This window comes from Serinibacter arcticus (assembly GCF_003121705.1).
Classification (GTDB): domain Bacteria; phylum Actinomycetota; class Actinomycetes; order Actinomycetales; family Beutenbergiaceae; genus Litorihabitans.
Window position 1 is genome coordinate 1,158,492 of sequence record NZ_PYHR01000002.1, and the last position, 22,784, is coordinate 1,181,275.

Below are 22,784 nucleotides of genomic sequence, written 5' to 3' on the forward strand. Positions count from 1 at the left end.
AATGCCCGAGATCATCTCTCGACGGCGGACGATCAGGTCGCGCGGGGACCGTCCGGGTCCACGCGCTCGAGCCAGGCGCCCAGGATGCGGGCAAGGGCGGCGCGGTCGCCGTCGGGCACCCCCTCGAGCAGCCGGTGCTCGTTCGCCATGTGATCGGTGAACGCTGTGTCGGCGAGCTCCACCCCGGCGTCGGTGAGGCCGACGACGCGACCGCGGCCGTCACCCTCGCTCCGGCGTCGCGCCACGAGACCCGCCCGCTCGAGCCGGTCCACACGCTTGGAGGTCGCCCCGGAGGTGACCATCGTGCGCGAGGCGAGCTCGCTGGGCGTGCGCTCGTACGGCGCGCCGGCGCGGCGCAGCGTCATGAGGACGTCGAACTCCCCCTGTGACAACCCGTGCTGCGCGTAGACGGTCTCCAGCTCGGTCATGAGCAACCCACCGAGGCGGTGCATCCGGCCGATCACCCCCTGCGGTGACGTGTCGATGTCGGGGCGCTCGCGACGCCACTCGTGCTGGATCTCGTCGACGCGATCGGCCATGCCTGGAATATACCTTCCACAGAAGGCATTATCTCTTCCGTGGAAACTACTCGCACGTGGCCCTGGATGCTCGTCACCGCGTTCGCGCCCGTCGTCTGGGGCAGCACCTACGTCGTGACGCACGCGTACCTCCCGGCGGACTCACCCCTGTGGGGGGCGACCCTGCGGGCGCTGCCCGCCGGACTCGTCCTCCTCCTGATCGCGCGACGGCTGCCGCGCGGGCACTGGTGGTGGCGCTCGATCCTGCTCGGGGTGCTGAACATCGGCGCATTCTTCGTGCTGCTCTACATCGCCGCCCAGACGTTGCCCAGCGGGGTCGCCAGCAGCATCATGGCCGCCGCGCCGGTCGTCATGATGCTGATGGCGTGGGCCCTCGTCTCGGAGCGCCCGACCGTCCGCGCCCTCGTCGGGGCCGCCACCGGCATCCTCGGGGTCACGCTGATCGTCTCGATGGCGGCGACGGCGGTCGACCCGTGGGGCGTGGCCGCGTCCGTCACCGCGATGGTGATGTCCTCGTTCGGCTTCGTCCTCACCAAGCGCTGGCGCAGCGACGCCCCGCTCGTCGCCTCGACGGCGTGGCAGGTGAGCTCCGCCGGGCTCCTGCTCCTCGTCGTCGCCCTGGCCGTCGAGGGCGCCCCGCCCGCGCTGGACGGCGCAGCCGTCGCTGGCTTCGCCTACGTCTCGCTGGCAGCCACGGCGCTCGCGTTCGTCGCGTGGTTCGCGGGGCTGGCGCGACTCCGCGCCGGCACCGTCGGGATCATCGGACTGCTCAACCCCGTGAGCGGGGTGGCTCTCGGCGCGCTCGTCGCGGGCGAGCGCCTGACCGGCGCCCAGCTGGTGGGGATCGCCGCCGTCGTGGCAGGGATCGCCGTCGCGACGGTCGGCGGCCGCCGCCCGGTCGCGGAGGCGGCCTCGACCGTCGCCCCGCCGACGCTCCCGCACGAGAGAGCCGCCTGACCGCCGCTGACCGCCCCGGGGCCCCTGCCGTCACCCCGACCGAGAGCTCCGACGTCGCCGTCGCCGCCGCCCGGGACGTCGAAGCGATTCGCCACGTCGATCCCCTGGCTGGGGCAGCGCTGCACGATCTCGGCCCGACTGTGTGGTTGTGGCTAGCGAAGCGCTTCGATACCGTCAAGAGCGTCCCCCGGCCCGACCGCTCGTCAGCGCGATGTCGCCTGCACGATCTCCCCGGATCCCGGACCGCACCACGAAGGAGTTGTGTGATGGTTCACCGTTCGTCCCCGGCCGCCGCGTTCGTCGCGGCAGCCGTGGTGGCAGCAGCGACGCTCGCGTCGTTGCCCGCCGCCGCCGCGCCCGCCGACCCCCCGCCCGAGGACCCGGGCTACGCCTGGTCCAACGCGACGATCCACGGCGGTGGGTACGTCCCCGCCATCGTGTTCAACCCGACCGAACCCGGGCTCGCCTACGCCCGCACGGACATCGGGGGCGCCTACCGCTTCGATGCCGGCCAGGACCGCTGGGTGCCGATGCTCGACCACGTCGGCTGGGAGGACTGGGGACACTCGGGCGTGCTGAGCCTCGCGACCGACCCGGTCGAGACCAACCGGGTCTACGTCGCCGTCGGCGGCTACACGACGGACTCGCACCCCTTCAACGGCGCGATCAAGAGGTCCGCCGACCACGGCCGCACCTGGGAGACGACGGATCTGCCGTTCAAGATCGGCGGCAACATGCCCGGCCGCGGCATCGGGGAACGCCTGCAGATCGACCCGAACGACACCTCGACCCTCTACTACGGCGCCGAGCAGGGTGCCGGCCTCTGGCGCTCCACCGATCACGGCGCCACCTGGGCGAAGGTCGAGCAGTTCCCGAACGTCGGCACCTTCGTGCCGAACCCCGACAGCGAGTGGGAGTTCGAGCGCTCCAACCTCGGCGTCCTGTGGACGGCATTCGTCGCGTCGTCCGGCACGCCCAGACAGGGATCGTCGACGCTCCTGACGGCGGTCGCCGACACGGAGAACATGCTCTACCGCTCGGACGACGCCGGGGCCACCTGGACGCCCGTCGAGGGCGCACCGACGGGTTACCTTCCCCACCAGTTCGCCGTCGACGAGTCCAACTCCTACCTCTACGTCACCCTGAGCGACGGTGCCGGCCCCTACGACGGGTCGGACGGCGGCGTGTGGCGCTACTCCATCGACACCGGCGAGTGGCTCGACATCTCCCCCACCTTCTCGCCCCTGGGCAACTCCTTCGGCTACTCCGGCCTCAGCCTGGACCGCAACGACCCCGACACCCTCGTCGTCGCCACGCAGATCCAGTGGTGGCCGGACAACCTCCTGTACCGCACGACCGACGGCGGGCAGACGTGGGACCCGATCTGGGACTACACGGGCCCCGACGGGAGCATCCTGACCCGCTACACCCAGGACATCAGCGCCAGCCCGTGGATCACGTTCGGGGCCGACCCGGCCCCGCCGACCGCCTGGAACGAGCCCTCGCCGAAGCTCGGCTGGATGATGACGTCGTTCGCGATCGACCCGTTCGACCCCGACCACGCGATGTACGGCACGGGCGCGACGATCTACCGCACGAACAACCTCACCGACTGGAGCCCCGAGAGCCCTGTGGAGTGGCGCATCGGCGCGCAGGGGATCGAGGAGACGGCGATCCAGGACATCGTGACCCCGCCGATCGACGGGGTGGAGCTGGTCTCCGCCATGTACGACCTGGGCGGCTTCGTGCACACCGACCTCGACGTCAGCCCGGAGATCCTGCGCGAGCCGTACTTCGGCAACGCCACGGCCGTGGACTACGCCGAGCTCGAACCGTCCGTCATCGTGCGTGCCGGCAAGGACGACGCGTACGTGGCCGTCGGCATCTCGAGGGACGGCGGCGCCACCTGGGCGGCGAGCAGCGAGCTGCCCGAGGGCACGGCCACGGAGCCGGGGACGGTCGCCGTCGCGGCGGACGGAACAGCGCTCGTGTGGTCGCCCGAGGGCTCGACCGTGCCCCAGGTCTCCTCCGACGACGGCGCGACCTGGACGCCGATCGAGACCCTCCCCTCCGCGGCACGCGTCGCGGCGGACCGGGTGGATCCCGACGTCTTCCACGCCGCCGCGGCCGGTGAGTTCTTCACCTCGCGCGACGGCGGACGGACCTTCGCCCCGTCACCCTTCGACGGCCTGCCCCCGGTCGGCAACCTGCGGCTCGCCGCGGTCCCCGGGCACGCCGACCACGTCTGGATCGCCGGTGGCACCGACGGTGACGACGCCGGGCCGGAGGACCCGTACGGGCTGTGGCGGTCGACCGACGGAGGCGCGACGTTCGAGAACGTCAGCTCGCTCGGGGCTGCCGACACGATCGGGTTCGGGGCCAACGCGCCCGGATTCGCCGACTACCCCGCCCTGTACAGCTCCGCGGAGGTCGACGGCGTGCGTGGCATCTACCGATCGCTCGACGAGGGCGAGACGTGGCAGCGGATCAACGACGACGAGAACCAGTGGGCGTGGACGGGCGCCGAGATCACCGGTGACCTGCGGGAGTTCGGCCGCGTGCTCGTCGCGACCAACGGGCGGGGCATCGTGGTGGGGACGACCGACGTCGTTCCGACCGCGCCGGCGCCGCCCTCCCCCGAACCGTCCGAGCCCGAGCCGTCGGTGCCGGCTCCCTCGGAGCCGGGGCCCTCGGATCCGGGGCCCTCGGATCCGACGAGCTCGGACCCGGCGCCCTCGGAGACCTCGACGTCCACCGCACCGGGGAGCCCGTCGGCCTCCGGATCGCTCGCGACGACGGGGGCCGGCGTGGCGACGGCCGCGCTGATCGCGCTCGGCCTCACGACGGCGGGCGTGCTGCTGCTCGTCAGGCGACGCCTCGCGCGCGGCTGATCAGAGGTCGGGACGGGGTCGGTCGGCGCTGCCGGCCGGCCCCGTTCGTCGTCGTGACGGTCCCCGGCCGCCGCCACCGGCCCTCGCCGACCGGCGCGTTCCGCGCGCGAGCGCCCGACGACTGGCGCATCGCACGCGGATCGGCAGCGGTATCCGCGCCGGACGCGCCAGCCGCGACCGGTCCGGCCCGGCGGGGCCCACCCGGGCGCTCACGGCGCACGGTGCCCCCGGCAGGACTCGAACCTGCAACCTACGGATTAGAAGGCCGTTGCTCTATCCATTGAGCTACGAGGGCGGATCACCCCAGCCTACCGGCGGGTCCGCCGCGACCAGCAGTTGCCCGCAGCGCGTCCGTGAACCTACGATGGTGACGTCGCCATGTTGACGTCAACATGACGACGCGGACCCTGCACAGGCGCAGCACGCCGGTCGTGGGACGACGGTCGTCCCGCACTCCCCCTGCACCTGCCCCCGCCGCAGCGCCCGGTTTCACGCGTCATCTCAACGAAGGGTGCACAGTGACGAGTACACAAGGGCGCAGGTCGATCGCCTGCGCCGCAGCCACCGCAGTGGTGGGATCCAGCATCGGGCTCGGTCTGACCGCCGCTCCGGCGCTGGCCGCCGAGACGGTGACCATCACACCGAACCCCTGGTACGCCAGCGAGCCTTTCGAGGGCTGGGGCACGAGCCTCGTCTGGTTCGCCAACGCCACCGGCGGCTACCCCGCCGAGCTGCGCGAGGAGCTGTACCAGGCGGTCTTCGGCGACGAGGGACTGAACCTCAACATCGCGCGCTACAACGTCGGTGGCGGCCACGCCTCCGACGTCGTGGACTACCTCCGCCCCGGCGGGGCGGTCGAGGGCTGGTGGGCCGCCGACCCCAGCGGTTCCGAGAACACCTACGGGGGCGCGAGCACGGCCTACGCCGACCGCAACGCCGTCCTGAACGCCTGGGACCCCGCGAACCCCGACCACTACAACTGGGACGCGGACGCGACCCAGCGCTGGTGGATCGAGCGCCTGGTCGAGGACGACCAGATCACCCACTGGGAGGCCTTCGCCAACTCCGCGCCGTACTTCATGACGGAGAGCGGCTACGTCTCGGGCGGCTTCAACGCGAACAACGAGCAGCTCAAGCCCGCCGCCGACGCGAAGTTCTCCGCCTACCTCGTGGCCGTCACCGAGCACCTCGAGCAGGAGTACGGGATCGAGTTCTCCACGATCGACCCGTTCAACGAGCCCAACACGAACTACTGGGGCACGACGCTCACGAACGGCGTCCCGACCGGCGGCCGCCAGGAGGGCATGCACGTCGGCCCCGTCCGGCAGACGAACGTCATCGACGCGCTCGACGCGGAGCTGAACAAGCCCACGACGACGACCGGCGCCCTCATCTCGGCGATGGACGAGACCAACCCCGGCACCTTCGCCACGAACTGGGCCGCCTACACCGCCGCCCACCGGGCCAAGGTCGCGCAGATGAACGTCCACACCTACGGCACCAGCGGCCGCCTCGTGGTCCGTGACCTCGCCAAGCAGGCCGACACGAGCCTGTGGATGAGCGAGATCGAGGGCAACTGGGTCAACGGCTGGAACCCGCTGCTGATGGAGAACGGGCTCGGCATCGCCTCCCGCATCAACGACGACCTCCGCGAGCTGGAGCCGAACGCCTGGGTGCTGTGGCAGCCGGTCGAGGACCTCTACAACATGGACCAGCCCGCCCCCCGCGGCGAGAACCTCAACTGGGGCTCGGTCTTCATCGACCTGGACTGCAAGCCGTACGTCGAGAACGGCCAGGAGGTCTGGAAGTCCCCGCGTCGGGTCGCCCTCGCGGGCGGCGTCTCGGCGAACGCGCCCGAGTGCAGCGTCGAGGTCAACTCGAAGTACAACACCCTGCGCAACTACACCCACTTCATCTCCCCGGGCGACGCCCTCATCCCGACGACGTCGACCACCACCACGGCGGCCGTCGCCGCCGACGGGCAGTCGACGACGCTGGTGCACTCCAACGCCGCCGCGACGGAGCAGACCGTCGTCGTCGACCTGTCGAAGTTCGGCACGATCGACGCCGACGCGACCCTCACCGCCCACGTGACGACGCAGGCGCCGTCGCTGGCGGAGCCCACGGCCAACGCGCTCGTCGAGCAGGCGCCCGTCGCCGTCGACGTCGCGGCCCGGACCGCCACCTACACGGTGCCCGCCAAGTCGGTCACGACCTTCGTGATCGACGGCGTCAGCGGCGTCGCGGACGACGCCGCCGCTCTCGAGGACGGCGGCACCTACCAGCTCGTCGGCCAGCAGAGCGGTCGCGCGCTGTCGGCGGAGACCTCCGGACTGACCATCCGCACGCTCGCCACCACGGCGACCGCCGCGGCGCGTCAGACCTTCACGGTGCACGAGGTCGACACGTCGTCCGCCGACCAGGACGCCACGCGCTCCTACGTCCTCGAGGACGATCAGGGCCGCTACCTCGGTGCGACCTCGGCCGGGATCCGCTGGTCCACGGGAACGCTCGACCAGGCGAAGGCCGATCCGAGCTCCACCTGGATCCTCAACACGACGAACGGCAGCACGTGGTCGTTCGTGAACGCGGGCCTCGCCCAGTCCCTCGACGTCGCCGGCCAGTCCTCGGCCGACGGCACCAGCGTCGGCGTGTACGGCTCCAACGGCGGCGCGAACCAGACCTGGTCGATCCGCAACCTCGAGGTCCTCCCGACCGAGGTCGCCGTCCGCACCAACCCCGGCGTCGCGCCGGTGCTGCCCGCCACGGTCGCGCCGCGCTACTCCTGGGGCAGCGGCAGCCCGGTCCCCGTGACGTGGGACGCGTTCGACGACGCCTCCTGGGCCACGCCCGGCATCTTCCAGGTGGCCGGCACCGCCACCGACGTGCACGGCTCCGCCGTCGCCGTCACGGCCACGGTCGAGGTCGCCGGTCTCTCCGTCACCGACCCGGCGTCGATCACGGTCGCCCGCGGCACCGCCGCGAGCGCCGTCGTCGCCTCGCTCCCCACGACGGTCAAGGCTCGTGCGGGCGGGTCCTCGCTCACGCTCGACGCCCCCGTCACCTGGGACACCGCCGCCCTCACGGACGCCTCGTTCGTGGACACCGGCGTCGTCACCGTGCGGGGAACCGCCACCGCCGACGGCGCCACGCTGCCGGCCCTCGTCTCGGTGATCGTGACCGAGCCGTCCGGCACCAACATCGCCCCGGCGGCCACGACCACGGCCAGCGCCTCCTCCACCGAGGGCAGCTTCGTGGTGGACCGCACCCGCAACGGCAACCGGACCGACAAGGGCTGGTCGAACTGGGTCTCGAGCAACAAGCCCGCGACCAGCACCCTGACGTACCAGTTCCCGGAGAAGTCGATCCTCGGGACCGACGTGTACTTCTACGCGGACGGTTCGGCCACGAGCTGGGCGCAGACGATGCGCGTGGAGTACCGCACGCCGGCCGGCGTGTGGACGCGCGCCCCCGGCTACGAGACCGACCGCACGGTCGTGACGCCCCCCGCGGGTGCCCCGATCGTCGAGGCGGACTGGAGCGCGGTGCGTGCCACCGGGATCCGGGTCGTCATGAACGCCTACGCCAACACGCACCTGACGGTGTCGGAGGTCGAGATCTTCGAGGTCGCGCCGTCGCCGTCCGGCGTCGCCGACCTGGCCTCGCTCCGGATCGACGGTGCCGAGGTCGCTCTCACGGCGGGGACCCTGGACTACACGGCCACGAGCACCGGTTCGGCCTTCCCGGTCGTGCAGGCGTTCGGCGTCGACCAGGCCGCCCGGGTCACCGTCACCCAGCCCACCGCGGGCGACGGCGGTGTCGCGACGGTCGTGGTGACACCCCCGAACGGTCCGGCGGCGACCTACACGCTCACCATCGAGCGCATCGTCGACGTCGGCGTCGCGTTCGACGTCGCCCCCGTCACCGGTCAGCCCGTCACCGCGGTCGTCACGACCGACCCCGCGGACGCCGAGCTGGTCTACGCGTGGACCGTCGACGGCGAGATCGTCGCCGGAGCCACCGGCGCGACCTACACCCCGACGGTGGTGGGCTCGACCCTCGCCGTCGAGGTGACGGCCTCGGCCGACGGCCTCACGGACGGCACGGCGGGCACCTCGGCACCCGTCGGTGACGGCACGGAGCCGATCACGTTCGCCGACGTCACCCCGGAGACGATGTTCGCCACGGAGATCGCCTGGCTCGCCCAGCGCGGCATCTCCACCGGCTGGGAGTTGCCGGACGGGACCCGCGAGTTCCGTCCGGTGACGCCGGTCGCTCGTGACGCGATGGCGGCGTTCCTCTACCGTCTGGCGGGCTCCCCCGCCTACGTCGCCCCGGAGGTCTCGCCGTTCGTCGACGTCCCGACGAGCAACCAGTTCTACGAGGAGATCGCCTGGCTGGCCGAGGAGGGCATCTCGACCGGGTGGGACAACGGGGACGGGACGGCATCGTTCCGCCCGCTCGCCCCGATCGCCCGTGACGCGATGGCGGCGTTCCTGTTCCGGTACGCCGACGTCACCTCCTACGACGCCCCCACCACCTCGGCGTTCGCCGACGTGACCCCGGCCAACCAGTTCTACCGAGAGATCTCGTGGCTGGCCGAGAAGGGCATCTCCACCGGCTGGGACGGCTCGGGCAACGACGGGAGCTCCATCTTCCGCCCGCTCGCCTCGGTCAACCGTGACGCCATGGCGGCGTTCATGTTCCGTCTCGACAACCTGGAGTAGGTCTCCGGGTACGGGCGGTCGTTCCTCGGGGCGACCGCCGGTGAGCACGACGACGGCGGGGTCCGACACGGGCCCCGCCGTCGCGCTGCCAAGGGCGCACCGCCGGGTGGCAAAGCGCGGGGCGCGCTCTGCTCAAGACAGCGTCTTCGCAGGTCAGGACGCTCTCAGGACGGCGCGGCGGGGTGCCGCGACCGGCCGAAAGGTGAGTATCGTGGCGGCGCGCCGGGTACCGCCCGGAGCGTCCGATCATCGGCGATCGGGGCGGTCCGCCCTGCTCGCCCCACCCTTGGGGGTTGGATGAGCACCACCACGACGGTCACCCAGACGTCCGGACACGGCGATCCCGTGCTCGGCCCGCTCGACGACGCGCGCGCCCAGCTCGCCTTCGCGGTGAACCACCTGGGTCTGGACGACGGCATGCACCAGCTGCTCGCGACGGCGCGCCGCGAGCTCACCGTGAGCGTCCCGCTGCGGCGCGACGACGGCTCGACGGCGCTGTTCATCGGGCACCGCGTCCAGCACAACTTCTCGCGCGGCCCGGCCAAGGGCGGCCTGCGCTACAGCCCCGCCGTCGACCTCGACGAGGTGCGCGCGCTCGCGATGTGGATGACGTGGAAGTGCGCGCTCGTCGACGTCCCCTACGGCGGTGCGAAGGGCGGCATCGCCATCGATCCCCGCCAGCACTCCCAGGCCGAGCTCGAGCGCGTGACCCGCCGCTACACGAGCGAGATCATGCCGCTGATCGGTCCCGAGCAGGACATCCCCGCCCCGGACATCGGCACGGACGAGCGCACCATGGCCTGGATCATGGACACCTACTCCGTCAACCACGGCCACACCGTCCCCGGCGTCGTCACGGGCAAACCGCTGAGCCTCGGCGGGTCGCTCGGGCGGGCGAGCGCCACCTCGCGCGGCGTCTCCCACACCGCGATTCTCGCGATGCGGCACCGGGGCCTGGACCCGCGCCGCTCCTCGGCCGCCGTCCAGGGCTTCGGCAAGGTGGGTCGCGACGGCGCGCGCCTGCTCGCGGAGGAGGGCGTCAGCGTCCACGCCGTCAGCGACGTGTACGGCGCGGTGCACAACACCTCGGGCCTCGACGTCCACGCTCTCATCGACCACGTCGACGCGACGGGCTCCGTGCTCGGCTTCTCCGGCGGGGAGGAGATCGGCGGCGACGACCTGCTCGAGCTCGACGTCGACACGCTCGTCCCGGCGGCGATCGAGGGTGTCATCACGGAGGCGAACGCCGACCGCATCGCGGCGCGCATCGTCGTCGAGGGCGCCAACGGCCCGACCACCGAGGCCGCCGACGCGACCCTGCGCAAGCGCGGGGTGCTGGTCGTCCCGGACATCCTCGCGAACGCCGGCGGCGTGATCGTGTCCTACTTCGAGTGGGTGCAGGCCAACCAGGCCTACTGGTGGAGCGAGAACGAGGTGAACGAGAAGCTCGCAGAGCGCATGACGAAGGCGTGGGACGCCGTCCTGCACTACGCCGTCGAGCACGAGCAGTCGCTGCGCGAGGCGGCGACGTGCCTCGCCGTCGCCCGCGTCACCGAGGCGCACAAGCTGCGCGGCCTCTACCCCTGATCGACACCTGCCCGGCACGGCACGGCACGACACGACACGGCGCCCGCCGTCCGGGAGGACGGTGGGCGCCGCGGCCTTCCGGCCGGGCGGCTGCCCGAGGGTGGGTGTCGGTGCCCGCCGCTAGGGTTTCGACCATGCCCTACGAGTTCGACGCCGAGCTGTGGACCCTGGACAGCGGCGGCCTGCACGTGGTCACCGTCCCGGAGGCGATGTCGGACGAGATCGACGAGCGCACGGCCGGCAGCCAGGGCGGGTTCGGCTCGGTCAAGGTCGCCGTCGCGATCGGCTCGAGCTCCTGGACCACCTCGCTCTTCCCGAGCCTCGAGGTGGGCGCCTACATCCTGCCGATCAAGAAGCCGATCCGGACGGCGCAGGGGTGCGCGAGGGGTGACGTCGTGCACGTCGGGCTGCGGCTGGTCGGCCTCGAGGACTGACCGCGCAGGCCCGACCACGGTGCGGGCAGACCGGTCGATCCCGCAGCCCCCTCGTTACGCTCAGCCCATGCGCCGACTTCTCACCCTCACCGCCGCCGTCGCCGTCACGGCCGTCCTCGCCTCGTGCTCCTCGGGTGGCTCGCAGGAGCCCGCCCCGTCCACCTCCTCCTCGGCCTCGGAGTCCGCCTCGCCGTCGGAGTCCGCCTCCGAGTCGGCCTCGCCGTCCGCCACCGACTCGGCCAGCCCGTCCGCCTCCGCCGCCCCCGGCGTCACCGGCGGCCGCGACGCCGACGACGACGTCGCCGAGGAGTGCACCGGCGTCGGGATCACCGTCGACGTCGGCAACCTGGACGACGACCGCGACGACGCGATCGAGGACGTCCTCGAGAGCGCCGAGGGCGCCTGGTGCATCGCCACCGACACCACCCTCACCGCGCGCGAGGCGCTCGACCTCGCCGGCATCACCACGGAGGGCACGACGGAGTACGGCGACGCCGTCATCTGCCGCGTCAACGGCGTCCCGGCCGCCGACCTCCCGATCCCCGACGGCAACGGTGGCACCGCGACCGAGTCCTGCGCCGCGATGCCCGCCGCCAACGCCTACTGGTCCATGTGGATCGCCACGACCGGCGGTCAGTGGGGCTACGCCGAGGAGGGCGTCGACACCCAGCCGCTGAACGTCGGCGACAAGATGGAGCTCCTGTTCACGCTGAACGGCGAGCCGGTCAACCCCGACACCGACACCGCGGGCTGAGCCTCACCCCCGAGCCCCACCCACACGCCTCACCCGTGAGCCGCACCGCCCCGCGGTCGAGCCGGAATCGCCTCGTGCGGTTCCGGCTCGCGCCGTTGCGGGCGGCGGCGATCCTGGCCGCGGCGTTCGTCGCGGCGCGGGTGGTCTACCGCGGTCTGTTCGACGGGCTCGACCGCGACGGCACCCTGCTGCTCGACCTCCCCGCGTACCGGCTCCCCGAGCCGGTCGACCACGTCGTCCTCCTCGGTCCGATCACGACCGGCGGCGTGGCGACGGCGGTCGTCAGCGCCCTGCCGATCGCCGCGGTGATCGCGGCGTTCGGCCTGCTCAACGCCGTGCTCGACGTCCCCGCGCTCTGCGCACGCCTCAGCCGCGGTGGCCCGCTGCGCTCGGTGGGCCAGGCCCTGGTGATCGCGTGGGCGACCTTCCCGGGGCTGGTGCGGAGCGTCACCGACGTGCGTCGGGCGCGGCGCCTGCGGGGCGAGCGCGGCGCCGCGTCGCTCCTCGTCCCCGTGATGGAGCGCACGGTCGAGCGGGCCGTCACCCTCGGCGCCTCGATGGAGGTGCGCGGCTTCGCCGGCGACGCCGCTACCGCCGCCGTCGCCGTGCCCGGGGCGCCCGCCGTCGAGCTCCACGACGCCTCGTTCGGTCACGACGGCGACTGGCGCCTGCGCGCCGACCTCGCCGTGCCCGCGGGTCGGCTCGTGGTCCTCACCGGTGCGACCGGCTCCGGGAAGTCCACGCTGCTGCGCGCGCTCAGCGGCCTGCACCAGCACGCGGACGGCGGTCGGAGCACCGGGACCGTGCGGGTGCTCGGCGTCGACCGCGCGGCGCTCCCGCACACCACCGCCGGGCTCGTCGGGGTCGTGCCGCAGCACCCCCGGCTGACCTTCGTCGCGGAGACCGTCGCGGCCGAGATCGCGTTCGGCTGCGAGGTCCTCGGGCTCGACGACGTCGATGCGCGCGTGCACGACGCCGCCGAGCGGCTCGGCGTCAGCGCGCTCCTGGAGGCCACGCCCGTCGACCTGTCGGCCGGGGAGTCCCACCTCGTCGCGCTGGCCGCCGCCGTGGCGCACGGTCCGCAGCTGCTCCTGGTCGACGAGCCGCTCGCCGACCTCGACGCCGCGGCTCGCGCGCGCGTCGTCGCGGCCCTGACCGACCTCGTCGCCGACGGGCGGACCGTCGTCGTCGCGGAGCACCGCACCGCGGAGCTCGAACCGCACGTCTCGCTGCGGCTCGTGGTCGAACCCGAGGGCGACGGCGGGGCGCGCGTCGTCGTCGCGGGCCCCGCGCCCGCCCCGGCCTCCCTCGTCCGGGCGGGGACGCCGTCGCCGCCCCCGACCGCACCGACCTCCCCCCGGCCGCCGGTCCTGCAGGCGCGCGTCCTTCATCTGGGGTTCGGCGAGCGGACGCTCCTGCGTGACGGTCACGTCACGGTGGGCGCGGGCGAGATCCTCGCCGTCACGGGCGACGTCGGCTCCGGCAAGACCAGCCTGCTCGGAGCCCTCGCGCTGCCGACCCACGCCGGGGTGGAGGTCGACGGCGCGGACGTCACCCGCCTGCGTCGTCGGAGGCGTCCGCGGCACCTCGCCCTCGTCCCCGACGCCTCCGACGACCTCCTGTTCCGGCTCACCGTGGCCGAGGAGGCCGCGCGCGCCGACCGGCTGGTCCGAGCAGCCCCCGGCAGCACCCTCGCCCGGTTCCTCGGCTTCGTGGGCGTGACTCCCAACGACGACCGGGCCTCGGCCGGCGCACTCGCCGCGCGCCACCCCCGCGACCTGTCCGTCGGGCAGCGCCGACTGCTCGTGCTGGCGGTCCAGCTCGCGGCGGCCCCCAGCGTCCTGCTCGTCGACGAACCGGGACGCGGCCTCGACCCGGACGCCTCGGTCGCCGTGCGGACCGCGCTGCTGGCGACGGCGGAGGCCGGCACCGCCGTCGTCCTCGCCACCCACGAGGCCGCGTTCGTGGCGCTGGCGCACCGGACCCTCGCGCTGCGCGACGGATCGCTGGTCGCGGTGCCGGGGATCGCCGTCGGGCACGACACCCCGGCGACCGGTGACGCTGCTGCGAGCGAGGTGCACCCGTGACCCGGACCGGACGCCTGGCGATGCTGCTGGCCAACCTCGTCGCGGCGGCGGCCTTCGCGTGGCCGCTCCTGGTCCCGGCCCTGCCCTCGCAGGCGCAGGCCGCGGCCCCGTGGGCCGCGCTCGGGCTGGTGCCGGTCGCCGTCGTGCTCGCGCTGGTCGCCCTCGACCGGAGCGTCCGCTCCGCGACCACGCTGGCGATGCTCGGCACGCTGACCGCCGTGGGGGCCGCGGTGCGGATCGCCGGCACGGGCGTGGGCGGGGTCGAGGCCGTGTTCGTCGTGCTGATCCTGGCCGGGCGCGCGTTCGGTGCCCGGTTCGGGTTCCTGCTGGGCGTGCTGGTGATCGGGCTGTCGTCGATCGTCAGCGGGTTCGGCCCGTGGACGCCGTTCCAGATGGTGGCGTGCGCGTGGGTCGGCGCGGGCGCCGGGCTGCTGCCGGGCGGACGACGGCGGTCGGGCGGCGACGCCGACACCGTCCGTGCCGTCCCGTCCGCCCGCGGGGCGCGGTGGCGCGAGGCCGGGCTCCTGGCGGTCTACGGCGTCGTCGCGTCGTACCTGTTCGGGGCCGTCATGAACCTGTGGTTCTGGCCCTTCGCGGTCGGCCCGGACACGTCGATCAGCTACTCCCCCGGCGCACCCCTGACCCAGAACGTCGGGTCCTTCCTCGGGTACACGCTCGTGACCTCGACGCTCACGTGGGACACGATCCGGGCGGTCACGAGCGTCGTCGGCATCGCGGTGGCCGGACCGGCCGTGCTCGCCGCGCTCCGACGGACCAGGGTGGGGGCCGGACGTACCCCCGCGTCCGGCTGAAACCACCCCCGGGGACGACCGGAAGCACCCCCGCGAGGGGCGGTAAAGACCCCCTCGAGGGGCGGGAAGTACCCCCTCGAGAGTGGGTCAGACGGAGAAGTACTTCGCCTCGGGGTGGTGCAGCACGAATGCGTCGGTGGACTGCTCCGGGTGCAGCTGCAGCTCCTCGCTCAGGACGACCCCGAGCCGCTCCGGACGCAGCAGCTCGACCACCTTGCGGCGGTCCTCCATGTCGGGGCAGGCGGGGTAGCCGAGCGAGAACCGGCCGCCGCGGTAGTCGAGCTTGAACAACCCCTCCACCTCGACCGGCTCCTCCCCCGCGAACCCGAGCTCGGCGCGGATCCGCGCGTGCCAGTACTCGGCGAGCGACTCGGTCAGCTGCATGACGAGCCCGTTGAGCTCGTAGTAGTCGCGGTAGGCGTCCCGGGCGAACATCTCGGCGGTCACCTGGTCCACGTGCGCCCCGGCCGTCACGAGCTGCACGGGCATCACGTCCACCAGGCCGCTCTCGCGCGACTTCACGAAGTCGGCCAGGCACAGGTGACGGTCCCGACGCTGGCGCGGGAAGGAGAAGCGCAGCCGCTCGGTCCCCACCTCACCGCCGCTCCCGCCGTCGGGCGCGATCAGCCCCGGGGTGCCGAGCACGCCGTCGGGGTCGTCACCGTGGTGGAGCACGACGACGTCGTTCCCCTCCGCCACGACCGGGAAGTAGCCGTAGGCGACCGAGGCGTCGAGCATGCCCTCGGCCAGGATCCGATCCAGCCAGTACCGCAGCCGCGGCCGACCCTCGGTCGCCACGAGCTCCTCGTAGGACGCACCGCCCTCACCGCGGCCGGGCTTGAGACCCCACTGCCCGAGGAACGTCGCGCGCTCGTCGAGGAACGCGGCGTAGTCGGCCAGCGCGATCCCGCGCACGAGCCGGGTGCCCCAGAACGGGGGCGCGGGCACCGGGTTGTCGGCGACGACGTCGGAGCGGGCCGGCATCGCCTCGGGCTCCGTGAGCACCAGGGTGGACGGCGCGTGGCGGCGCTTGCGCAGGGCGGGCAGCCCGACGTCGGCCGGGTCGGCGCCGCGCGCGATCGCGACCAGCGGCTCCATCAGCGCCAGGCCCTCGAACGCGTCGCGGGCGTAGCGGACCTCGCCGTCGAACAGCTCCGCCAGGTCCTGCTCGACGTAGGGCCGGGTCAGGGCCGCCCCGCCGAGGATGACGGGCCAGCGCGTGGCGAGCCCGCGGGCGTTCAGCTCGAGCAGGTTGTCCTTCATCACGACGGTCGACTTCACGAGCAGCCCCGACATGCCGATCACGTCGGCGTCGTGCTCCTCGGCCGCCGCGATGATCTCGTTGATCGTCTTCTTGATACCGATGTTGACGACGTCGTAGCCGTTGTTGGTGAGGATGATGTCGACGAGGTTCTTGCCGATGTCGTGCACGTCGCCGCGTACCGTCGCGAGCACCATCGTGCCCTTGCCGGCCGCGCTGGAGCGCTCCATGTGCGGTTCGAGCAGCGCCACGGCGCTCTTCATCACCTCGGCGGAGGTGAGCACGAACGGCAGCTGCATCTCCCCCGCACCGAACCGCTCGCCGACCACCTTCATGCCCTCGAGCAGGTGGTCGTTGATGATGCCGAGCGCGGTCATGCCGTCGGCGCGCGCGAGGTCGAGGTCGGCCTCGAGGCCCTTGGCCTCGCCGTCGATGATCCGGCGCTCCAGGCGCTGGCCCACCGGGAGGGCGGCGAGCTCGGCGGCGCGGGCGTCGCGCAGCTCGGCGCTGTTCACCCCGGCGAAGATGTCGAGCATGCGGGCCAGGGGGTCGTAGGTGAGGTTGCCCTCGTCGTCGTAGCGCCGACGGTCCCACACGAGGTCGAGCGCGACCTCGCGCTGCTCGTCCGGCACGGAGGCGAGCGGCACGATCTTGGCGGCGTCGACGATCGCGGAGTCGAGTCCGGCGGCCACCGCCTCGTGGATGAAGACGGAGTTGAGCACGGAGCGCGCCGCGGGGTTGAGCCCGAAGGAGACGTTCGAGACGCCGAGCGTCGTGTGGATCCCGGGGTACTTCGTGGTGATCTCGCGGATCGCCTCGATGGTCTCGATCGCGTCGCGGCGCGTCTCCTCCTGCCCCGTCGCGATGGGGAACGTCAGGGCGTCGACGACGATGTCGTCCACCCGCATCCCCCACTCGCCCACGAGCGTGTCGACCAGGCGCGAGGCGATGCGGACCTTGTCCGCGCGCGTGCGGGCCTGCCCCTCCTCGTCGATCGTCAGGGCGATGACGGCGGCGCCGTGCTCCTTCACCAGCGGCATGATCTGGCCGAAGCGCGAGGCGGGACCCTCACCGTCCTCGTAGTTGACGGAGTTGACGACAGGGCGGCCGCCGACCAGCTCCAGCCCGGCGGCGAGCACGGCGGGCTCGGTCGAGTCGATGACCAGCGGCAGCGTGGAGGCCGAGGCGAAGCGCGAGACGATCTCGCGGACGTCCGCGACGCCGTCGCGCCCCACGTAGTCCACGCACACGTCGAGCAGGTGGGCGCCGACGCGGATCTGGTTGCGCGCGATCTGGACGCACTCGTCCCAGTTCGCCTCGAGCATCGCCTCGCGGAACGCCTTCGAGCCGTTGGCGTTCGTGCGCTCGCCGATGGCGAGGTAGGACGCGTCCTGGTCGAACGGGACGTGCTGGTAGAGGCTGGCGACGCCCGCCTCGGGGGCGGGCACGCGCGGTGCCGGCGTGAGCCGGGCGACCCGCCGGACGACCGCGGCCAGGTGCGCCGGCGTCGTGCCGCAGCAGCCACCGATGAGCGAGAGGCCGAACTCGCGGACGAACTGCTCGTGCGCCGCCGCCAGCTCCTCGGGTCCGAGCGGGTACTCGGCGCCGTTCTTGCCGAGCACCGGGAGCCCCGCGTTCGGCATGCAGACGACCGGCACGCGCGAACGCACCGACAGCTGGCGCAGGTGCTCGCTCATCTCCGCGGGACCGGTCGCGCAGTTGAGCCCGATGGCGTCGACGCCGAGCGGTTCGAGCGCGGTCAGCGCCGCCCCGATCTCGCTGCCCATGAGCATCGTGCCGGTGGTCTCCACCGTCACCTCGACGAAGATCGGCAGCCGCACCCCGCGCTCGACGATGGCCTGCTTGCAGCCGTTGATCGCCGCCTTGGTCTGCAGCAGGTCCTGGGAAGTCTCCACGAGGAAGGCGTCGGCGCCGCCGTCGATGAGGCCGACGGCCTGCTCGGCAAAGGTCGAGCGGAGGTGGGCGTAGGTGGTGTGCCCGAGGCTCGGCAGCTTGGTGCCGGGGCCCATCGAGCCCAGCACCCAGCGCACGCGGCCGTCACGGCCCTCCCACGCCTCGGCGCGCTCGCGCGCGATCCGGGCTCCCTCGCGGGCGAGCTCCGTGATGCGGTCGTCGATCTCGTAGTCCGAGAGGTTCGACCAGTTGGCGCCGAACGTGTTGGTCTCGACGGCGTCGACGCCCACCTCGTAGTAAGCGTCGTGCACCGCGGCGATGATGTCGGGGCGAGAGACGTTGAGGATCTCGTTGCACCCCTCGAGCTGCTGGTAGTCCTCCAGGCTCGGGTCGTGCTCCTGCAGCATCGTGCCCATCGCGCCGTCGGCGACGACGACGCGGCGGCCCATCTCGTCCAACAGCGCCTGCGCGCGGGCCGTCCGGGGACGCCGGAGATGTCGAGGTCGTACTGGGCCGAGACCAGGGGTGCACTCACCTGCGCGAGTGTAGTTCGCGGGTTCCGAGGGGGTCAGGGGCGTTCAGCCGTCGGCGAGGAACGCGCGCAGGCCGCGTTCGCCGTCGTCCATCACCCTCGCGTGCGAGCGTTCGGCGAGCACGGGCACGGCCCGGCCGAGCAGGACGAGCTCGGGGCGCGTGAGTCGCACCCGCCAGTCGATGACGACGCGCGTGCCGCCGTCGTGCTCCGTCAGGTCCGCGACGGCGGAACCCACCAGGTCGCCGACGCTCCGCATCACCACGTGGCGCGGCGGGTCGGCGGAGGTGACCTCCAGACCGAGCCGCAGCCGGTAGCCCAGCGGCGCGCGGAAGACGAGGTGACCGCGCGTGCCGACGCCGTGGGCGTCGCCCGGCCGCAGGACCTGCGAGGTGACCTGCGGCCACCACTGCTCCCAGCGCGAGGCGACGGCGAGCACGTCCCACGCCCGCGCGGCGTCGACCGGGAGGTCCCAGGTCGAGCGGAGCTCGTGGACCGGGCCGCGAGGAGCGCGCCGCGCGGGGGGCACGGGGTCAGGCCGTCGGCGTCGCGCCGGCGGGGACGTCGCCGTCGCCGCCGGACGCCTCGAGCCGGTGGCTGTGCATCAGCGAGGAGTACCAGCGCGCGCTGGCCTTCGGGGTGCGCTCCATCGTGTCGCGGTCGACGTGGACGATCCCGAAGGTCTTGCCGTAGCCGTAGGCCCACTCGAAGTTGTCGAGCAGGGTCCACAGCAGGTAGCCGCGGACGTCAGCACCGGCCTCGATCGCCTCGTGGACGGCGGCGACGTGCTCGCGCAGGTAGGTGATGCGGTCGAGGTCGAGGACCGCGCCGTCGACCAGGACGTCGTCGGGGTAGGCCGCGCCGTTCTCGGTGATGACGAGGTGGGTGCCGGCGGGGCCGGTGACCTCCCGGTCGAGCTCGACGAGCAGGTCGCGGAACGCGCCGGGGTGGTTCTCCCAGTCCATCTCGGTCCGGGGTGCCTGCGTGGGGATCCACCGCGACTCGCGCGCGGTGAGCCACGGCGAGACGCCCTCGTCGGCGGAGGCGCCCGACGGCGAGACGGTGCCGGAACCGTCCGGCGCCGCGATGACCCACGAGTTGTAGTAGTTCACGCCGAGCACGTCGATCGGGGCCGCGATGACGTCGAGGTCGCCCGGCTGCACGAGGTCGGCGGGCCAGATCTCGGCGACGTCGTCGAGGAAGGTCTGCGGGTAGGCGCCGGAGAAGATCGGGCCGGTGAAGCAGCCGTACATGCCATCCTCGAGGCGGCGGACGGTGTCGCGGTCCGCCTCGCTGGCGGGGTCCAGCGGGGCGTACCGCGAGAAGTTCAGCGTGATGCCGAGGTCGAGCTCGGCGTCGGCCTCGCGCAGCGCCGTGATCGCGTGACCGTGGCCGAGCAGGAGGTGGTGCAGGGCGCGGAGCGCGCCGGCGTCGTCGGTCACCCCGGGCGCGTGCTGACCGCCCGCGTAGCCGAGGAACGCCGAGCACCACGGCTCGTTGAGCGTGGTCCAGCTGCTCACGCGGTCACCGAGCGCGGCGTGCATGTCCATCGCGTACTCGGCGAACAGGAAGGCGGTGTCGCGGTGGCGCCAGCCGCCTCGCTCCTCCAACGCCTGCGGGAGGTCCCAGTGGTACAGCGTCAGCCAGGGCGAGATGCCGGCGGCGAGCAGCTCGTCGACGAGCCGGTCGTAGAACGCCACGCCCGCCGGGTTGAGGTCGCCGCCGTCGGGCCGGACCCGCGCCCACGACGTCGAGAACCGGTAGGTGTCGACGCCGAGCTCCTTCATGAGCGCGACGTCGGCCGGGTAGCGGTGGTAGTGGTCGTCGGCGATCTCACCGGTGTCACCGTTGACGACGGCGCCGGGGATGCGGGCGAAGTGGTCCCAGATCGAGTCGGTCCGGCCGTCCGTGTGGCTGGCGCCCTCGATCTGGAACGCGGCGGTGGCCACTCCCCAGGAGAAGGCGGGCCCGAAGGTGCGGGCGATGCTCGTGTCCGGGGCGGGCCAGGGCGAGACGGGGCGTGGGTCCGGCGTCGTTGAGGTCACGGCGCGAGTGTAGGTGCCGAGGTGCGCGCCGTCGCGGGGAGGCCCTCACGCCCGCGCCCGCTCCCCCGTCGAGGGGGTACTTCCCGCCCCTCCCGGGGGTACTTTCCGACCCTCCAGGGGGCACTTCCCGACGCCCCCGGGGCACATCCGGCGCCGACCTCAGCGCGCGGCGACCCGCTCCGCGACCTGGCGCTTGGTCCGGGTGAGCAGCGCCGTCATCCCGCGCAGCCGCAGCGGCGACACGGCCTCGGCCAGCCCCAGCGTGAGCGGGTAGTCGCTGGGGACGGCGGCCACCTCCTCCGGCGTGAGGCCGTCGATCCCCTCGGCGAGGATCCCGGCGAACCCGCGCGACGTCGGTGCCCCGGGCGGGGCCGAGGCGAGGAACCGGACGTGCGCGACGCCGTCGTCCCCCTCCACCAGCTCGGTGAAGAACGCGATCGGCGACTGGCACTCCGGCACCGGCTCCAGCAGCTCGGGCCGCGCCGCGTACTCCTCCGGCAGGTCGGGGAGCCCGTGGGAGAACTCGAGCAGCAGCTGCAGGCGGTCGGCGACGCCGAGCGCGAGGAAGTCCTCGCGGATCGCCGCGAGCGCCGGGGGCAGGGTGTCGGTCACCCCGCCATCCTCCCACCGCGGCGGTCCGCCCCAGCGGTCGGCCGTCCCCCGAAGCGGTCGGTCGTCGCCCGACGCCGACCCGTCTCGCATGCCGGGACCCCCGTCGTCGCTCCGCGGACGGCGACGGCGGCGCATAGGGTGGTCGGCGTCGTCGCCACCCAGGGAGGATCACCATGCCGGTCGAGGTCGATCGCACCGAGCCGAAGTTCGCGGACTACGCCCACCCGGAGCGGCTCGTGAGCACGCAGTGGCTCGCCGACCACCTGGGCGAGCCGGGCCTCGTCGTCGTCGAGAGCGACGAGGACGTGCTGCTCTACGAGACCGGCCACATCCCCACGGCGGTCAAGATCGACTGGCACCTCGACCTCAACGACCCGCTGGTCCGCGACTACGTCGACGGCGAGGGCTTCGCCCGGCTCCTCGGCTCGCGCGGCATCTCGCGCGACACGACCGTCGTGATCTACGGCGACCGCTCGAACTGGTGGGCCGCATACGCCCTCTGGGTGTTCTCGCTGTTCGGTCACCCCGACGTCCGGCTGCTGGATGGCGGCCGCGAGAAGTGGATCGGCGAGGACCGCGAGCTAACGATCGACACGACGCCGATCACGCCCGCGTCCTACCCCGTGATCGAGCGCGACGACTCCTCGCTGCGCGCGTTCAAGGAAGACGTGCTCGAGCACCTCGGCAACCCCCTCATCGACATCCGCTCGCCGCAGGAGTACACCGGCGAGCGCCTCCACATGCCGGACTACCCGGAGGAGGGCGCGCTGCGCGGCGGTCACATCCCGACGGCGACCAACGTCCCGTGGGCCCGGGCCGTCGCGGAGGACGCGTCGTTCCGGCCGCGCAACGAGCTCGAGGACATCTACGGCGACGGCGTCGCGGGCGTCGGCCTGACCCCGTCCGACGCCGTGATCACCTACTGCCGCATCGGCGAGCGCTCGAGCCACACCTGGTTCGTCCTGACCCACCTGCTCGGGTACGACGCCGTGCGCAACTACGACGGCTCGTGGACCGAGTGGGGCAACGCGGTGCGCGTGCCGATCGTCAAGGGCGACAAGCCGGGGCTCGCCCCCGCCCGCTGACCCCGTCCGGGTCAGGTCGCGTCCGGGTCAGGTCGCGACCGGGTCAGCCTTCGAGCGACGCCCGCGCCGCCTCGACCACGACGGCGTCCGCGCACCCGCGCGCGAAGCCCGCGATCCGGCGGTCGATGTCGCGACCGAGCACCCAGGTCCCGACGCGCTCCGCCAGCGGGGCCAGCCACGCCGGCCGGCACACGAAGTTGTACCGCCACGTCGCGAGGGTCGCGCCGTCGCCGTCGGGCACGAACCGCCAGCCGGCGGCGAGCCGCTCGAAGAACCACGGCCCCGTGACCATCCGCATGCCCGAGGTCGTGGGCGGCCGGTGAGAGACGTACTCGCTCACCATCGACAGACCCGAGCGGTGGGTGGTGCGGGTCCGCACCCCCTTGCCCGGCGCCGTCGCGCCGTCGAGGAACCGCTGCCGCGCTATGAAAGGGTCCCAGCGCAACCGGATCTCCCCGGTGGTCTGCGAGACCGCGAACGCGACCTCCACCGGCACGGGCACGACCACGGACGACTCGACGACGGGCATCCGGCGAGTATCCCAGCG

Annotated in this window: 15 protein-coding genes and 1 tRNA gene; 9 read left to right on the top strand and 7 right to left on the bottom strand. The window is 73.0% G+C overall.

Going from position 1 to position 22,784, the window contains the following annotated elements; genetic code table 11:
* Window positions 1-32 precede the first annotated feature (32 nt).
* Window positions 33-539 (bottom strand): MarR family winged helix-turn-helix transcriptional regulator, encoded by a 507-nt coding sequence (locus C8046_RS05275; RefSeq protein WP_109228548.1) that lies wholly within the window; start codon window positions 537-539, stop codon window positions 33-35.
* Window positions 540-578: 39 nt separating this feature from the next.
* Here C8046_RS05275 and C8046_RS05280 point away from each other — a divergent pair, with 39 nt between their 5' ends.
* Window positions 579-1,496 (top strand): EamA family transporter, encoded by a 918-nt coding sequence (locus tag C8046_RS05280; protein ID WP_235866132.1) that lies wholly within the window; start codon window positions 579-581, stop codon window positions 1,494-1,496.
* A 266-nt stretch (window positions 1,497-1,762) separates the two neighbouring features.
* A complete protein-coding gene (locus C8046_RS05285) occupies window positions 1,763-4,387 on the top strand; it encodes a WD40/YVTN/BNR-like repeat-containing protein (RefSeq protein ID WP_109228550.1) in 2,625 nt (874 codons plus the stop codon).
* Window positions 4,388-4,609: 222 nt separating this feature from the next.
* On the opposite strand, the gene C8046_RS05290 is transcribed toward C8046_RS05285, so the two are convergent.
* Window positions 4,610-4,682: transfer RNA gene (locus C8046_RS05290), tRNA-Arg, on the bottom strand.
* A gap of 277 nt (window positions 4,683-4,959) precedes the next feature.
* Here C8046_RS05290 and C8046_RS05295 point away from each other — a divergent pair.
* The 6 genes from C8046_RS05295 to C8046_RS05315 all read left to right on the top strand — a co-directional run bounded on the left by C8046_RS05295 (window position 4,960) and on the right by C8046_RS05315 (window position 14,788).
* On the top strand, window positions 4,960-9,114 hold the full coding sequence (locus tag C8046_RS05295) for an Ig-like domain-containing protein (RefSeq protein ID WP_146197065.1): 4,155 nt from the start codon (window positions 4,960-4,962) through the stop codon (window positions 9,112-9,114).
* Window positions 9,115-9,411: 297 nt separating this feature from the next.
* A complete protein-coding gene (locus C8046_RS05300; protein WP_109228552.1) occupies window positions 9,412-10,701 on the top strand; it encodes a Glu/Leu/Phe/Val family dehydrogenase in 1,290 nt (429 codons plus the stop codon).
* A gap of 134 nt (window positions 10,702-10,835) precedes the next feature.
* Complete coding sequence (locus C8046_RS05305) at window positions 10,836-11,135, top strand: DUF1905 domain-containing protein (protein ID WP_109228553.1); 300 nt, start codon at window positions 10,836-10,838, stop codon at window positions 11,133-11,135.
* Between the two features lie 67 nt (window positions 11,136-11,202).
* Window positions 11,203-11,889, top strand: a complete 687-nt coding sequence (locus C8046_RS18335; protein ID WP_158277133.1) for a hypothetical protein — start codon at window positions 11,203-11,205, stop codon at window positions 11,887-11,889.
* 35 nt (window positions 11,890-11,924) lie between these two features.
* On the top strand, window positions 11,925-13,976 hold the full coding sequence (locus tag C8046_RS05310; RefSeq protein ID WP_158277134.1) for an ATP-binding cassette domain-containing protein: 2,052 nt from the start codon (window positions 11,925-11,927) through the stop codon (window positions 13,974-13,976).
* Window positions 13,973-14,788 (top strand): ECF transporter S component, encoded by an 816-nt coding sequence (locus C8046_RS05315; protein WP_109228555.1) that lies wholly within the window; start codon window positions 13,973-13,975, stop codon window positions 14,786-14,788. The genes C8046_RS05310 and C8046_RS05315 overlap by 4 nt, the downstream gene beginning before the upstream one ends.
* 87 nt (window positions 14,789-14,875) lie before the next feature.
* Here the strand turns inward: C8046_RS05315 and metH are convergent, their stop codons facing one another.
* The 4 genes from metH to C8046_RS05335 form a co-directional block, all read right to left on the bottom strand.
* A complete protein-coding gene (metH, locus tag C8046_RS05320; RefSeq protein WP_109228556.1) occupies window positions 14,876-18,412 on the bottom strand; it encodes a methionine synthase in 3,537 nt (1,178 codons plus the stop codon).
* 129 nt (window positions 18,413-18,541) lie between these two features.
* Entirely contained in the window at window positions 18,542-19,024 is a 483-nt protein-coding gene (locus tag C8046_RS05325) for an SRPBCC family protein (RefSeq protein WP_109228557.1), read from the bottom strand.
* 4 nt (window positions 19,025-19,028) lie between these two features.
* Entirely contained in the window at window positions 19,029-20,540 is a 1,512-nt protein-coding gene (locus tag C8046_RS05330; protein WP_199224397.1) for a GH1 family beta-glucosidase, read from the bottom strand.
* Window positions 20,541-20,699: 159 nt separating this feature from the next.
* A complete protein-coding gene (locus tag C8046_RS05335; protein ID WP_235866133.1) occupies window positions 20,700-21,152 on the bottom strand; it encodes a SufE family protein in 453 nt (150 codons plus the stop codon).
* 173 nt (window positions 21,153-21,325) lie between these two features.
* On the opposite strand from C8046_RS05335, the gene C8046_RS05340 reads away from it, so the two are divergent.
* Window positions 21,326-22,237 (top strand): sulfurtransferase, encoded by a 912-nt coding sequence (locus tag C8046_RS05340; RefSeq protein ID WP_109228558.1) that lies wholly within the window; start codon window positions 21,326-21,328, stop codon window positions 22,235-22,237.
* A 43-nt stretch (window positions 22,238-22,280) separates the two neighbouring features.
* Here C8046_RS05340 and C8046_RS05345 read toward each other — a convergent pair whose 3' ends face one another.
* Window positions 22,281-22,766, bottom strand: coding sequence for an SRPBCC family protein (locus C8046_RS05345; protein ID WP_109228559.1), 486 nt, complete (start codon window positions 22,764-22,766; stop codon window positions 22,281-22,283).
* Between the last annotated feature and the right edge of the window lie 18 nt (window positions 22,767-22,784).